3 protein-coding genes are annotated in these 16,653 nt (G+C 71.3%); all 3 read right to left on the minus strand.

Features of this window, described 5'->3' with window-relative positions; translation table 11 throughout:
- Positions 1-170 precede the first annotated feature (170 nt).
- Positions 171-1,160 (minus strand): ATP-binding cassette domain-containing protein, encoded by a 990-nt coding sequence (locus Q7X29_RS20765; RefSeq protein ID WP_218722330.1) that lies wholly within the window; start codon positions 1,158-1,160, stop codon positions 171-173.
- A complete protein-coding gene (locus tag Q7X29_RS20770; protein ID WP_316575120.1) occupies positions 1,157-14,824 on the minus strand; it encodes a non-ribosomal peptide synthetase in 13,668 nt (4,555 codons plus the stop codon). Before Q7X29_RS20770 ends, Q7X29_RS20765 begins: the two co-directional genes overlap by 4 nt.
- Positions 14,825-15,027: 203 nt before the next feature.
- A complete protein-coding gene (gene lnt, locus Q7X29_RS20775; protein WP_316575398.1) occupies positions 15,028-16,584 on the minus strand; it encodes an apolipoprotein N-acyltransferase in 1,557 nt (518 codons plus the stop codon).
- Between the last annotated feature and the right edge of the window lie 69 nt (positions 16,585-16,653).

Here is a 16,653-nt window from a genome sequence, read left to right on the forward strand (position 1 = left end):
GCGCCTCGTCGGGTGCGGCGGGACGCGGTGGACTCGTTTGAATCGGCAGGTCACGGGTCTCGTACTCGTCCGCGACCTCGGGTGCCACACTCACGACCGCACCTCGCTGGCGCTCGGCTCCGTGGTGCGCGTGCGCACGCTGTGTCGATGGTTCGCTCGCCGAGGCTCGCTCACGACAGGATCTCCTCTTGCACGTCGTCGGTTTCGGGTTCGGCGGCCGGCTCGGCCGGGGTGCCGGTGAGGGAAAGGAACACGTCGTCGAGGGTGGGCCGGACGACGACGGCGTCGAGAACACACACGCCCGCGTCGTCGAGGCGGCGCAGTGCTTCGACCATGGTGCGCGAGCCGTTGCCCACCACCACCGACACCTCGTCGCTGCCGGGTTCGTGGATCGGTTCACCGATCCCGACCTGCTGCAGCACCTGCACCGCGGGACTCGGGTTCTGCCCCGCGGCCAGGGTGACGGTGAGCCGGTCGCCGCCGATGGAGGTCTTCAGCTCGTCGGCGGAGCCGCGCGCGATGACCGTGCCCTTGTCGATGACCGTGATCCGGTCGGCGAGCAGGTCGGCTTCCTCGAGGTACTGGGTGGTGAGCAGCACGGTGGTGCCGTCGTCGACGAGGTCACCGATCACCTGCCACATGTCCAGGCGCCCGCGCGGGTCCAGCCCGGTGGTCGGCTCGTCGAGCACCACCACCGGCGGCCGGGCCACCAGCGCGCCCGCCAGGTCGAGCCGGCGCGCCATGCCGCCGGAGTAGGTGCCGGCGCGCCTGCCCGCCGCGTACTCGAGGCCGAGCGCGTTGAGCAGTTGCTCGGCCCGCGCGGTCGCCTGCTTGCGGGACATGCCGTACAGCCGCGCCACCATCCGTAGGTTCTCGTAGCCGGTCAGGTTCGCATCGACGGCCGCGTACTGACCGGACAGGCCGATCCTGGTGCGCGCGGTGGCCGGGTCGGCCAGCACGTCGACACCGGCGACCCGGATCGAGCCCGCGTCGGGCCGCAACAGCGTGGTGACGACCCGCACGGTGGTCGTCTTGCCCGCGCCGTTGGGACCCAGCAGGCCGAGAACCGTGCCCGCCGGGATCTCCAGATCGATCTCCTTCAGCACGCGCACCTTGCCGTAACTCTTGGCCAGGCCACGTACTTCTACCGCCAAACTCACGGACGCATCTCCTTCTGGCCGCCGCCGCACACGGTGATCTCCGGGACGGCGTCGAGGTGGCGATGCAGCACGGGGCCGATCGCCGCCAGCGATTCCGGCGTGGTCATCGCCGCATGCCTGCAGGGCAGGTCGTGGTTGTGGATGTTGCCGGTGACGAACGGCTGCCAGGCCTCGGCGCACCTGGCCGGATCGGCGGCGTTGATCTCGTCCGCCGCGGCGGTGAAGAACACCAGGTCGCCGTCGAAGGTGCGCGGCCGGAACCGGTTCGCCATCACCGTGCCGTCGGCGTACCCGGTGTAGAGCCGTTCGAGATTCTCGACCGAGAGCGCGGCGAACGGGCCCGGCTGTGCCCGCAGCAGATCCGCCGCTTCGTGCAGGTCGATGTCGGCGGGCAGCTGCGCCCCGCCGAGGATGTCGGCGCCGAACTCGCCGAGGATGTCGGCCACGCTCGGCATCGCGGTGTCGAGCCAGCGGTCGCCGAGCTGGTAGCTGTCCATCATGGCCAGCAGCGCGACGTCCTCCCCCGCGTCCTGTAGCTGCACCGCCACTTCCTGCGCGATCAGGCCACCGAGCGACCAGCCGAGCAGGTGGTAGGGACCGTGCGGCTGGATCGACTTGATGTGTGCCACATAGTGTCCGGCCGCCTCGGGGATCGAGGTGAACCGGTCGTCGCCGGACACGTGCGGCGCCTGCAGGCCGTACACCGGACGCTCGGGCGCGAGGTGGGCGAGCAGTCCGGCATAGCACCAGGCCAGGCCGATCGCGGGGTGTACGCAGAACAGCGGGGTGTCGTGCGGACCGGTGGACGGACGGAGGGCGAGCACCGGCCCCGTCGCCGCCGCCATCGCCGCGCCCGCGTCGGCACCGTCGAGCCGGGCAGCGATGCCGGCCGGCGTGGCGTCGCCGAACATCAGCTGCACCGGCATGTCGTAGCCCTGCTCACGCAGCGCGGCGACGACCTTGGTAGCCAGCAGCGAGTTGCCGCCGAGTTCGAAGAACCCGTCGTCGGCGCCGACCCGCTCCACCCCGAGCACCTCGGCGAACACCGTGCACAGCGCCACCTCGGCCGGGGTCACCGGCGCGCGGTAGCCCTCGGCGGCGAGGAACACCGGCTCGGGCAGCCGGGCCCGGTCCAGCTTGCCGACGGGGCTGAGCGGCACCTCGTCGAGCAGCATGACCGACTGCGGAACCATGTAGTTCGGCACGTGCCCGCCGACGTGGTCGAGCAGTTCCCGCACCGTCGGCGCGGTGCCCGCCCTGGCCTTCACGTACGAGACCAGCGCGGTGACGCCCGCCTGGGTGGTGTGCCCGATGGTGAGCGCGAACTCGACATCGGCGTGCCTGCCGAACGCGACGTCGATCTCGCCGAGTTCGATGCGGAAACCACGCACCTTCACCTGGTGGTCGGTGCGGCCCACGTACTCGACATCGAGCGCCGACTTCGCGCCGTCGCGCCAGCGCACCAGGTCGCCCGTGCGGTACATCCGTTCGCCCGGTGCGCCGTAGGGATTGGCGACGAAGCGCTGGGCGGTCAGGCCCGGCCGGTTGTGGTAGCCGCGAGCCAGCGCCGAACCGGCCAGCTGCAGCTCGCCGGTGACGCCGATCGGGGTCGGATGCAGCCGCCGGTCCAGCACGGTGGCGCTGACGCCGCGGATCGGGCCGCCGATGGTGATCGGCCCCTGCGGGCTCATCGGCTGCGGCATCAGCGTGACGATCGTCGTCTCCGTCGGGCCGTACACGTTGTAGAAATTGCGTCCCGGCGCCCACCGGGCCAGCAGGTCCGGTGGCAGCGCCTCGCCACCGACGAGCACGTGTGCCAGCGAGTGCACGCCCGCCGGGTCGACGGTACCGAGCGCGGCGGTGGTGATGAACGCGTGGGTGATCCGCTCCCGGATGAACAGCTGCCGCAGATCCTCGCCACCGACGATGCCGGGTGGTGCGATCACCAGGGTCGCCGCCCCGCCGAGCGCGAACAGGATGTCGAGCATCGACCCGTCGAAACTCGGCGTGGCGAAGTGCAGGACCCGGCTGCCGGGCCGCACGTCGTAGCGATCCGCGCACTCGGCGGCGAAGTTCGAGATGCCGCCGTGGGTCACCACCACGCCCTTCGGCGTGCCGGTGGAACCGGAGGTGTAGACCACGTACGCCGGGTTGGCCACCCGCAGCGGCCGGATCCGGTCGGCGTCGGTGACCGGCGAATCGTCGGTGCCGAGCACCTTCGCGCGGGTGTGCGGATCGTCGAGCACCAGCCAACGGCAGTCGCCGGGCAGCCGGTCGCGGTGCGCCAGCAGGGTCAGGCCCACGGCCGCACCGGAATCGGTGAGCATGTGGCTGATCCGCTGGGCCGGGTAGTTGGGGTCGACCGGGACGAACGCCGCACCGGCCTTGGCGACGGCGAGCATCGTCGCCACCGACTCCACCGAGCGCGGAATTCCCAGGGCCACCAGGCTTTCCGGGCCGATGCCCTGAGCGATGAGGACCCGGGCGAGCCGGTTGGTCCAGCGGTCGAGCGCGTCGTAGGTGACGACCGTGTCGCCGGCACACAGCGCCACCGCGTCCCTGGACCGGGCGACGGCGGCACCGAACACCTCGGCGAAGCTGACCGGGGTATCCGCGCGGGTGCCGTGCACCGGCGCGAGCGCGGTCCACTCGACGGCGTCGAGCAGCGCGAGGTCGCCCACGGCCGTGTTCGGATCGGCCGCGACCGCGGTGAGCAGCCGCACCAGCCGGTCGCCCAGCCTGCGCGCGGTGACCTCGTCGAACAGGTCCGCCGCGTAGTTCACCGCCAGCGTGACACCGTCGGCGACGCGCGCGGCGGTCTCGGTCTCGGTGAAGGTGAACTGCAGGTCGAACTTGGCGATGCCGGCGTCGGCCTCGACCGCCTCGATCCGCAGCCCGGGCAGCTCGAGCATCCGCACCGGGGCGTTGCGCACCGACAACATCACCTGGAACAGCGGGTGATGTGCCTGGGAGCGCGCCGGATTGAGCACCTCGACGAGCCGCTCGAACGGCATGTCGGCGTTGGCGAACGCGTCGAGGTCGCGGTCGCGCACCGAACGCAGCAGGTCGATGAAGGCGCGCTCGTCGGTGACCTCGGTGCGCAGCACCAGGGTGTTGACGAACATGCCGATCATCGAGTCCAGGGCCGGGTGGCCACGGCCCGCCGTCGCGGTACCCACGGCGATGTCGTCGTCACCGGTGACCCGGTGCAGCAGCACGGCCAGGGCCGCGTGCAACACCATGAACATGCTGACGTTGTTGGCCGTGGCGATGCCGCGCAGCGCCCGGTGGGTGGCCGCGTCGACCTCGCAGTCGACCGTGCCGCCCCGGTAGGAGGGCACCGGCGGGCGCGGCCGGTCGGCCGGGACCGTGATCAGTTCGGGCAGGCCGTCGAGCGCCTCGCGCCAGTGCGCGAGCTGCTTGCTGATCAACGAGTCGGGGTCGTCCTCGGTGCCGAGGAGTTCCTGCTGCCACAGCGTGTAGTCGGTGTACTGGATCTCCGGGATCAGCTCGCCGAACGGCTCGCCCTCGCGGATGCCGCGGTAGGCGGCGGCCACTTCCCCGGCCAGCGGTTCCAGCGACCAGCCGTCCATCGCGATGTGGTGCACGACGAGCACCAGCACGTGCTCCTTGGACCCCGCGACGGCCAGCTTGGCCTGGGCGGGTACCGGCAGGCCGGTGTGGTCGACGGTGATCAACGCGGCTCGCATCGGCACCGAGGACGACAGGTCGAAGCCCGGGGTGACGAAGCGGGTCACCGCCGCGCCGACCTCGTCGGGGGTCGCCGTCGCGTGGAACAGCGTGACGGCCGCGATCTCCGGATCGAGTACGAGCTGTTCGGGCTCGCCCGCGCTCTCCGGGAACACCGTGCGCAGGGTCTCGTGCCGACGTTGCACCGTGTGCAAAGACGCAATGAGCGCATCGAGGTCGATCGGGCCGTGCAAGCGCAGCACGACCGGGATGTTGTAGGCGCCCGCCGACTGGCTCTCGCCCTCGGCGCCCGCGTTGAACCGGTTCAGGAACCAGAGCCTGCGCTGGGCCGCGGACAGCGGAATCCGCTCCGGGCGTTCCTGCTTCACCAGGTCGGGGCGGCCTTCGTCGCCGGACGGCCCGGACTCGATGAGCGCGGCCAGCTCTTCGACGGTCGGCGCGGCGAACACGGTCCGCACCTCCAGCCGCACATTGCTGGCGGCGGCCAGCCGCGCCACCAGCTGGGTGGCCAGCAGCGAGTTGCCGCCGATGTCGAAGAAGCTGTCGGTGGCGGAGACCTCGTTACCGCCGACCAGTTCCTCGAACACCCGCGCGACGAGCCGCTCGGACGCGGTCTGCGGCGCGCGGCCCGCGGTGGCGGTGAACTCCGGTTCCGGCAGCGCGCCCCGGTCCAGCTTGCCGACCGGGGTCAGCGGTACGCGGTCGAGCAGGGTCAGCGACGCGGGCACCATGTGCCCGGCCAGCCGGGCCGCCGCGTGGTTTCGGACCCGAGCCAGTTCGGTCGGGTCGGTGCCCTCGGCCAGCTGCACCCAGGACACGATGCGGTCGTCGCCGGCGATCCGCCTGACCTCGGTGTGCGCGAAGCGCACCTCGGGATGGCTGCCGAGCACGGCGCTGATCTCGCCGAGCTCGATCCGGAAGCCACGCACCTTGACCTGGTGGTCGCTGCGGCCCAGGTAGTCCAGTTCGCCGTCGGCGGTCCAGCGCACGACGTCACCGGTGCGATACATCCGGGCGCCCGCGGGCCCGGCCGGATCCGCGACGAAGCGCCCGGCGGTCAGGCCGGACCGCTGGTGGTACCCCTGCGCGATGCCCGCGCCGCCGAGGTAGAGCTCGCCGGGCACGCCCGTGGCGACCGGCCGCAGCCGCTCGTCCAGCACGAGGACCTGCGCACCACGCACCGGCGTGCCGATGGTCACCGGGACACCGACGCGCAGCTGCGACATCGCCGCGATGACGGTGAACTCGGTGGGGCCGTAGGCGTTCACGAACCGGCGGCCCGGCGCCCAGTTCTCCACCAGGTCCGGCGGCACGGCCTCGCCGCCGGCCATGAGTCCGCGCAGCCGCGGCAGCGGCCAGCGGGTGGCGTCGATCGAGGCGAGCACCGCCGGGGTCAGGAAGGTGTGGGTGATGTCCTCACGCTCGAGCAGCGCGCCGAGCTCGTCGCCACCGTAGATGTCGATCGGGCCGATCACCATCTCGGCCCCGGACCAGACCGCCAGCAGCATGTCGAGCACGGAGACGTCGAAGCTCGGGGTGGAGAAGAAGAACGTGCGGGCGAAGCGGTCCAGGCCCATCCGCTCCTGCAGGTCCACCGCCAGGCTCACCAGACCGCTGTGGGTGACGGTCACGCCCTTCGGCAGACCCGTGGAGCCCGAGGTGTAGATCTGGTAGGCCAGGTCGGCGGGGCGCACCGGCCGGATGCGCTCCGCGTCGGTGATCGGCACGCTGTCGTAGCCCGCCAGTTCGGCGTGCAGTGCCTCGTCGTCCACCAGCAGCCACTGGGTGTCGAGTGGACCGGCCGCCTCGCGCAGCGACTCGGCATCGGCCGTCGTGGTGATCACCGCGCGCGCACCGGAGTCGGTGAGCATGTGCCGCACCCGGTCGGCGGGGTAGCGCGGGTCGACCGGCACGAAGGCCGCGCCGCTGGCCGCGACGCCGAAAATGGCCAGCGCGCAGTCCAATCCGCGGGTCAGGCCGACCGCGACGCGGTCGCCGGTGCCGATGCCGCGAGCGATCAGCGCACGCCCGAGCCGATGCGCCCGGAAGCCGACCTCGTCGTAGTTCAGCTCCCCCACCGCACCGGCGACGCTGCCGCCGGCGAACCAGCGCAGGGCCGGGCGATGGGCGAAGGTGGTGGCCGCGCGTTCGACGATGTCGGCCAGCACGATCGGGGTCACCGCGGCCGGTCCCTGCGCGGGCACCAGCGACCGGCGCTCGGACACCGTGAGGGCGTCGATCTCGCAGACCAGCTGTCGCGGATCGGCCGTCACCTGGGTGAGGATCTCGACGAACCGGATGGCCATGGTCTCGACCGTGGCGGCGTCGAACATCTCGGCGGCGTACACGAAGTCGAACGTGCGGGTCTCGCCGTCGCCGGGCGCCACCCGCAGCTCCAGATCGAACTTGGCGCGGGCGATGTCGAGTTCCTCGGCCGCCAGCCGCAGACCCGGCAGTTCCAGTTCCGGCGTGCGGTCGTCCTGCATGCTCAGCGCGACCTGGAACAGCGGGTGCCGGTTGCTCGCCCTGCTGTCGCGGCCGAGCGCGTCGACGACGCGCTCGAACGGCAGGTCGGAGTTGGCGATCGCGGCGAGTTCGTCGTCGCGGTCGGCGTGCAGCAGGTCGACGAAGCTGCGGCCCGGGTCCACGTCGGACCGCAGGACCAGCGTGTTGACGAACATGCCGACCAGATCGTCGAGCTGGATGTCGGTGCGGCCGGCCACCGGCGTGCCGATCGGGATGTCGCGACCACCGGTGACGCTGCGCAACAGCACCGCCAGCGCCGAGCGGACCACCATGAACAAGCTGACACCCGTCTCCGCGGCCAGCTCCTGCATGGCGCGCTGCAACGGTGCCGAGATCTCACACCGCACGCTGCCCGCCACTCCGGTCGGTTCGGCTGGACGCGGCCGGTCGAACGGCAGCGGCAGTTCGTCGGGCAGTTCGGCCAGGGCCGCGCGCCAGTGCGCGAGCTGGGTGGCGGCGATGCTGTCCGGGTCGTCCTCGGCGCCGAGAACCGCGCGCTGCCACAGGCTGAAGTCGGCGTACTGCACGGGCAGTGGCGCGCGCACCGGTTCGGTGCCCGCCGCTCTGGCCACATACGACAGCGCCAGGTCCCGGGTGAGCGGACCGAGCGACCAGCCGTCGGCTGCGATGTGGTGCACGACCACGCCGAGCAGATGCTCCCCCGGCCCGACCCGCAGCAGCCGGGCCCGCAGCGGGGTCTGGCCGGTGAGGTCGAAGCCCTGCCGGGCCAACGTGGTCAGCGCATCGAGCGCCTGGTCCGGATCGGCGTCGACGGCCTCGAGCGCGGGCAGCGCCGCGGCGACCGGCAGCACGATCTGCTGGGCGCCGGACAGATCCTCCGGGAAGATCGTGCGCAGCACCTCGTGGCGCTCCACCAGATCGGTGAGTGCGGACCGCAAAGCGCTGATGTCCAGATCTCCGCCGATTCGCAAGACGAATGCGATGTTGTAGGCGCTGGATTCGGGGGACAATCTGTTGAGGAACCACAGCCGCTGCTGCGGCAGCGACAGTGGTATGCGTCCCGGGCGTGGGGTGTGTACCGCCAGCGCCACCCGCTGCGTCCGGGGCGCTTCCGTGATCAGCTGGGCGATGCCAGCCACGGTCGGCGCCTCGAAGATCTGCCGGACCGGCAGGTCCACACTGAAATCCGCGTGCACGGCCGCCGCGAGCCGGGTGGCCAGCAGCGAGTTGCCGCCGATCTCGAAGAAGCTGTCCTCGGCGCCGGGAACCGGGCGGCCGAGAATCTCGGTGAATACCGCGGCGACCCGCATCTCCAGGTGCGTGCGAGGTGCGCGTGATCCGGCGGCGACGGCGAATTCCGGTGCGGGCAGCGCCTTTCGGTCCAGTTTGCCCGCCGGGGTCACCGGCATCCGGTCCAGCACGGCCAGCGCGGCCGGCACCATGTAGCCGGGCAGCCTGCCGCGCGCGGTGTCGAGCACCGCGGCCGGGTCGACCGGGCGGTCGGCGGTCACGTACGACGCGAGCCGCTGCTGGCCCTGCTCGTCGACGTGCACGACGGTCAGCGCCGAGCGCACGCCCGGGTGTTCGCGCAGGACGTGGTCGACCTCGCGCAGTTCGATCCGGAAGCCGCGGATCTTGATCTGGTCGTCGGCGCGACCGAGGAAGCGCAATCGGCCCACGCCGTCGGAGACGACGAGATCGCCGGTGCGGTACATGCGTTCGCCGACGCGCCCGTGCGGGTTGGCGACGAATCGCTGCGCGGTGAGCGCGAGCTTGCCGAGATAGCCGCGGGCGACACCGGGACCGGACACGTAGAGCTCACCCGGGGTCCCCGGCGGCACCGGGCGCAGGCGGCCGTCGAGCACGAACAGCCGCATGCCACGCACCGGCGCGCCCAGCGGCACCGGCTCCCCCGCCACCATGGCCGCGCTCGCGGTGACCGCGACGGTCGCCTCCGACGGCCCGTACATGTTGTGCATCCGGTAGTTCGTCGCCCACCGCTGCACCAGCTCGTCCGAGCAGGCCTCACCACCGACGATGACCGTGCCCAGGTCCGGGAAGTCGCCGGCGGGCACCGTGGCCAGCGCGGCCGGAGTGATGAACGCGTGGGTGATCCGCTCCGAGCGCAGGAAGTTCGCCAGTTCCACGCCGCCGTACAGATCGGCGGGCGCGACGACGACGGTCGCCCCCGCCGCGAAGCCGAGCAGCAGCTCGAGCACCGAGGCGTCGAAGCTGGGCGAGGAGAAATGCATGGTCCGCGCCGCGTCGGTCACCTTGAACAGCTGCGTCTGCTCGCTGGCGAGCGAGGCGATGCCGGCATGGGTGACGACCACGGCCTTGGGCGTGCCCGTCGACCCGGAGGTGTAGATCAGGTACGCGGGCTGACCGGCACGCATCGGGTGACTGCGGTCGGTGTCGGTGAGCGGGGTGGCCGAACGGCTCGCGCAGTCCGCCTCGAATTCGGCGGTGCCGAACACCAGCCACTCCGGCGCCTTGCGGTGCTTGCCCGTGGTGGTGGGCAGCGCGGCGAGGTGTTCGGGCAGGGTGAGCCCGAGCGCGGCGCCGGAGTCGCCGATCATGTGTGCGATCCGCTCGGCCGGGTAGGCCGGATCGACGGGCACGTACGCGGCGCCGGACTTGGCCACCGCCCAGATGGCGACGATCGACTCCAGACTGCGGGGCAGCGCGACCGCGACCACCGCTTCCGGACCGGCGCCGTGCGCGATCAGGCTGCGCGCCAACCGGTTCGAGCGTTCGTCGAGCTCGCGGTAGGTGGTGTCGAAGCCGAGGTAGCGCACGGCGACGGCGTCCGGCAGCCGCTGCGCGATCTCCCCGAGCAGCCGGGCCAGGGTGCCGGCAGGCTCGGCCGGTGCGCCCGCGACGGGCACCAGCCGCGCGATCTCGCGGCGCTCGAGCAGGTCGAGATCGCCGATCGGCCGGGTCGGGTCGGCCACCACCGCGGCCAGCAGCGTGGTGAACCGGCGGGCGATGGCCTCGACCGTCGCGCGATCGAAGACGTCGGTGGCGAAGCCGAATTCGGCGTCCAGTGGTCCGTCGTCGTGGTTGTCGCGCACCTCGAGCTGCAGGTCGAACTTGGCGACGCCGGACTCCAGCGGCACGAGTTCGGCACTGACACCGGGCAATTCGACGCGCAGTTCCGGGGTGCGGTCGTAGGACAGCATCACCTGGAACAGCGGGTGCCGGGCCGTGGAGCGTTCCGGGTTGACGAGGTCGACGAGGCGCTCGAACGGCACGTCGGGGTTGGCGAAGGCGTCGAGGTCGGTCTCGCGGACCTGGTCGAGCATCCGGTCGAAGCCGGCGGCCGGGTCGACCTCGGTGCGCAGCACCAGCGTGTTGACGAACATGCCGACCAGCTCGTCGAGGGCCGGATCGGACCGGCCCGCGATGGGCGTGCCGATCGTGATGTCGTTGCCCGCGCAGATCCGGGCCAGCAGGGCCGCCAGGACCGCGTGCAGCACCATGAACATGCTCACGCCGTGGCTGTGCGCGAGTTCGCTGACCGCCCGGCGCATTTCGGCGTCGATGGTGAATCCCACCGTGTCGCCGCCGGTGCCGCGCCGCAGCGGGCGCGGGCGGTCCAGCGGCAGGTCGAGCTGATCGGGCAGCCCCGCCAGCGCGTCGCGCCAGTGGCCGAGCTGCTTGCCCAGGGGCGCTTCGGGATCGGTCTCGTCCCCGAGCAGTTCCCGCTGCCACAGCGCGAAGTCGGCGTACTGCACCGGCAGCGGGGTCCACTGCGGCGCGGCGCCCTGCGCCCTGGCGGCCACGGCCGACATCAGGTCCCTGGCCAGCGGCGCGATCGACCAACCGTCGCCGCTGATGTGGTGCAGCACCACCAGCAGGACGTGCTCGTCGGCGCCGACCCGGAACAGAGCGACCCGCAACGGGGTCTCGGTGCGCAGATCGAAGCCGCGGCCGGTCGCCTCGGCGACGAGGTCGGTGAGATCGGCAGCGACGACGTCGACCGGTGCCAGGTCCGGTTCCACCGCGGCCGCGGGATGGATCAGCTGGTAGGCGCCGTCCGGCCCCTCCGGGAAACTGGTCCGCAGGCTCTCGTGCCGGTCCAGCACGTCGCGCAGGCCGGCCCGCAGGGCGTCGAGGTCGAGGCGCCCGGTCAGGCGCAGCGCGAGCGGCATGTTGTAGGCCGCGGCGTGTTCGGCGAATCGGTTGAGAATCCACAGCCGCTGCTGGGCCAGCGACAGCGGCACCCGTTCGGGCCGGACCGCGGGAACCAGCTTCGGCGTGGAGGTTTCGGGCTTGTGGGTGCTGATGTAGCCGGCCAGCGCCGCGATGGTCGACGCCTCGAACAGGTCCCGGATGGTCAGGTTCGCGTCGAGGGTGGTGTTGATCCGCGCGACCGCGCGGGCCGCGACCAGCGAGTTGCCGCCGAGATCGAAGAAGCTGTCCTCGATGCCGATCGCGGTGCCGTCGAGGGCCAGCACCTCGGTGAAGATCTCGGCGAGCGCGCATTCCAGCTCGGTCTGCGGTGCGGCGGCACCGGTGGTGAGCCGCACGCCCACGGTCGGCTCGGGCAGCGCCTTGCGATCGACCTTGCCGTTGGCGCTCAACGGCAGTTCGTCGAGTACGACCAGCGCCGAGGGCACCATGTAGGACGGCAGACCGCGTCGCAGTCCCGACAGCAGGACGGCGGGCTCGGGGGCCGCGCTGCCCGGCGTGGCCACCACGTAGGCGACGAGTTCGTCGTCACCGGTGCGCCCCGCGCGTGCCACACAGACCGCGCGGGCGATGTGGTCCTGAGCGAGCAGCGCGGATTCGATCTCACCGAGTTCGATGCGCAGACCGCGGATCTTGACCTGGAAGTCGGTGCGCCCCAGGTATTCCAGGATCGGCCGGTCGAGCTGCCAGCGCGCCAGGTCACCGGTGCGGTACATGCGCGCACCGGGAGTGAACGGATTGGCGACGAATCGGTCGGCGGTCAGATCGGGACGGCCGAGGTATCCGCGCGCCAGCTGCGTGCCCGCCAGGTAGAGCTCGCCGACGACCCCGGGCGGGACCGGGCGCAGCTGCGGGTCGAGCACGTAGGTCTGGGTGTTCCACACCGGCGAGCCGATCGGCACCGTGGTCGCCTCGGCCGGGCACGGCCAATAGGTGACGTCGACGGCCGCCTCGGTGGGCCCGTACAGGTTGTGCAGCTCCGGACCACCGGTGGGGCCGTGCAGCGCGGTGTGGAAGTCGGCGACGGTGGCTCCCGGCAACGCCTCTCCACTGCAGAACACCCGGCGCAGCCCGGCCCCGCCTGCCACCCGCGGGTCGGTGACGAACAGCGACAGCATCGACGGCACGAAATGCGCCGTGGTGATGGATTTCTCGGTGATGATGCGGGCGAGGTAGGCCGGGTCCCGATGTCCGTCGGGCGCGGCGACGACCAGGCGCGCGCCGACCTGCAACGGCCAGAAGAACTCCCACACCGATACGTCGAAGGTGGCGGGTGTCTTCTGCAGGACGGCGTCGGTGTGGTCGAGCGGGTACTCGGCCTGCATCCAGCGCAGCCGGTTGACGATCGACGCGTGCGTGACGCCGACGCCCTTGGGCTTGCCGGTCGAGCCGGAGGTGAAGATGACGTAGGCGAGGTGCTCGGGGCGCAGTGGCGCGCGCCGATCGGCGTCGGTGATCGGCGCGACGTCGTGCCCGGTGACGTCGAGGGTGTCCAGATCCACCCGTGCCACGCCCTCGGGCAGGCGCACCAGGTCGCGGGCCGCGGTGAGCACGCACACCGGTCGCGCCTGCGCCACCACGGATTCGATGCGGTCGGCGGGGTGTTCCGGGTCCAGCGGCAGGTAGGCGGCGCCGGTGGCGAGGACCGCGTACATGCCGATGACCATCTCGACACTGCGGTGCAGGCACAGCCCGACCGTCGTCTCCGGGCCGGCACCCCGCGCGATGAGCTCGCGCGCCAGCTGGTTCACCCGATCGGCGAGTTCGGCGTAACCGATTGCGCGGTCACCGAATTCGAGCGCGACGGCATGCGGGCTGCGCCGCGCCTGGTCGGTGAACAGCGACACCAGCGTGGCGGTCGGCACCGGCATCTCGGTGGCGTTCCACTCACGCAGGACCCGCGCCTGCTCCGCGGTGGTGATCGCGGTCAGCGCGCGGGTGGGGGTGGTGGGCTCGGCAGCCAGGAAGCGGGCGAGGAAATCCAGGTAGCGCCCGTGGTGGGCGGCGACCTCGGCCTCACCGTAGAGTTTGGGATTGGCTTCGAAGTCGAGCTGGATGCGGCCGCCGTCGCCGTTGTAGATGTTGATCGAGAGGTCTTCGACGGGGCCGGTCGCGAGCACATGCAGCTGGCCGGCGATGTCGCCGAACTTCAGCTCGTCGTGGAACAGCATGATGTTGACCATCGGGCCGAAGAAGCCACGCGCGTCGCGCGAGTAGCCGCAGTCGCGGCGGATGTCGTCGGAACGGTAGCGCTGGTGCCGCAGCGCGCCGGTGATCTGCAGCTCGGTCTGGCGCACGACGTCGGCCACGGTGGTGTGCTCGTCGAAGCGCACCCGCAGCGGCACCACGTTCGACACCACACCCGCCGAACGGCGCAACGCGACGGTGGTGCGGGCCGAGACCGGAAGGCTCAGAACGACATCGGAGTCACCGGTCACCGACCGCACGTAGGCGGCCAGCGCCGCGACGATGAGCGCGGAGTTGGCCGAGCCGTGCGTGGCGATCGCCTCGGTGAGCAGGGTGTCGAGATCGGGATCGAGGACCGCGGTGGCGCGATGCCGACCCGGATCGTGGGTGTCGCCGGTGACGGTCACCGACGACAGCGTCATCGGCTCGCCCACACCGGCGAGCTGTTCGGTCCAGTACTCGCGATCGGCGCGGCAGCGGCTGGACTCGCGGTAGCGGGACTCGTCGGCGTAGAGGTCGACCAGCGCGGCGGCGCGCGAGACCGACGGTTCGCGCTGCTCGCCGATGGCGGTGTAGATCTCGGCCGTGCGAGTCAGCGCGTTCATCGCACCGTAACCGTCGATAACGATGTGGTGTCCGCGTTCGTACCAGAACCAGTCCTGGTCACCGATCCGCAACACGACATTGATGGTGAGCGGCTCGCGCTCCATATCGATGGGGGTGCTGGCGTGGTCGTTCATCCAGCGCAGCGCCGCGGCGCGCGGGTCGGGCTCGCCGCGCAGGTCGATCCGGGCCCAGCCCGGCCGCCACGCCAGGTCGACCCGCTGATGTGGCACGCCGTCGATCTCGAGTAGGCGCACGTGTCCCACCTGGGATTCGGCACCGTAGCGTTCGACCGCGTACAGCAACCGGCCGACGTCCAGGTCACCGTGCAGTTCGACGTAATGAGCGATCGTGAGGGGAATATCGGGCCGGATCCGTTGCGCGTACCACAGGGCCGTCTGACCGGGCGAGAGAGCGAACGGTTGGCCCGGATCGTCGTCGGTGAGGCATGAGCTGACGCGGTCGGTGGCCAATGAACTCATCAAGCACTCCGTTCTGCCTTTGTGTCACAACTCCCCGAGCAGCGCCCGGGCACACGACGGCCCTGGGCGTGGCTATCCACGCCCATAGATTCGGAGTACTCCGGCAGCCGGATGGCTACCGATGTGGATTTGTTTCGAGCTCTGTGGAATACACCCCTGTAGCAGCTACTTTCGGCCGCTTCCCCCGGGTTGAAACAAACCGCTTATTCGGAATTCTGCGAGCTTCGCGAAACCTGCGCCTGATTCGCTCGCCTACGCCGGAAAAACACCAGCGCCACGCCGATCGCGGTCAGAATAACGGACGTCACTTCTGGCGCCGCGCCGATCCGCGTCGCGATCGTCGTCGTGTCGCGCAATGGTAGCTGGGCGACCAGCGCGGCGGGCACGACTTGCTCGGACTGTTGTGCGATCTCGCCGTTCGCGGTGATGATCGCACTGACCCCGGTGGTTGCTGCGATGACCAGAGCGCGGCCGTGCTCGACCGCCCGCACCCGCGACATGGCCATCTGCTGGTAGGTCATCTCGCTGCGGCCGAAGGTCGCGTTGTTGGTCGGCACGGTCAGCAGTTCGGCGCCCGCGGCCATCGATTCCCGGAATGCCCGATCGAACGCCACCTCATAACAGGTGGCAACCCCGATCCGCACCCCCGCCGCCGTGACCGTTCCGTCACCATCGCCGGGCACGAAATATCCGGCCTGGTCGGCATAGGACGAGAACAATCGGAAGAAACCGCGCATCGGCAGGTATTCGCCGAACGGCTGGATGATTTTCTTGTCGTGCCGATCGGCGGGCCCGGCCGCGCCGTTCCACACCATGACCGAGTTGGTTGTCGTACGGTCACCGTTCACCAGGACTGCGCCGACCAGGATCGGCGCGCCGATCCGCTGGGAGGCCTCACTGATCTCCGCGGCGGCGTCGGCGTTGCGCAGTGGATCGATATCGGAGGAGTTCTCCGGCCAGATCACGACGTCCGGCCGGGGTGACTGCCCGCGGTCGACGGCGTCGGCGAGCTCCTCGGTGCGCCGGACGTGGTTGTCCAGCACGGCCCGCCGCTGGGCGTTGAACTCCAGGCCCAACCGCGGCACGCTGCCCTGGATCGCGGCGACCGTGATCGTCCGGTGGCCGTCGTCCGGGGCGGGCAGCGTCGGCCGGAGGATCACTCCGGCGAGGGGCATGATAGCCACAGTGACGGCGGCGGTGGCAAATCCGATCCGCGTGCCCCGGCCGATCGCCCGCGGCGCCGGCGTGCGCGCCCAGGCGAGCACGCGCAGCGCCAGCGCGGCCAGGCCGGTGCCGGTCAGCGCGACGGCGAACCCGATCAGCGGTGCGCCGCCGTAGGCGGCCAGGGGGAGGTACCAGCCGTCGGCCTGCCCGAAAGCGACACGCCCCCAAGGGAATCCACCGAAGGGGAAACTCGACCGCGCCCATTCGGTGGCCGTCCACGCGAGCGCGAGCCAGACCGGCCAGCCGGGCAGCCCGCTCAGCCACCGGGCGAGCACGCCCCACAGGCCGATGAACACCGCGCACGCGGTCGACAAGGCCAGCCACGGCACCGGCCCGACGTAGATGCCGGTCCACGGCAGCAGCGGGACGAAGAAGGCGAACCCGCCGAGGAAGCCGTAGCCGAATCCACCCCGCAGCGTGCCCGGTCCCCGGACCGCGACGGTGAGCAGCGCCAGCGCGATCGGCGCGAGGAACCACCACGGCCGGGGCGGAAAGCTGCCGAACAGCAGCAGACCACCCGCGACGGCCGTCGCCATGCGAGCCAGGACACCGAACCGGTCACCGCCCGCCGCGCTGCCCGGGGTCGCGGGGTCGGTCGGGCCCGA

This window comes from Nocardia canadensis (assembly GCF_032656385.1).
Taxonomy (GTDB): Bacteria; Actinomycetota; Actinomycetes; order Mycobacteriales; family Mycobacteriaceae; genus Nocardia; species Nocardia canadensis.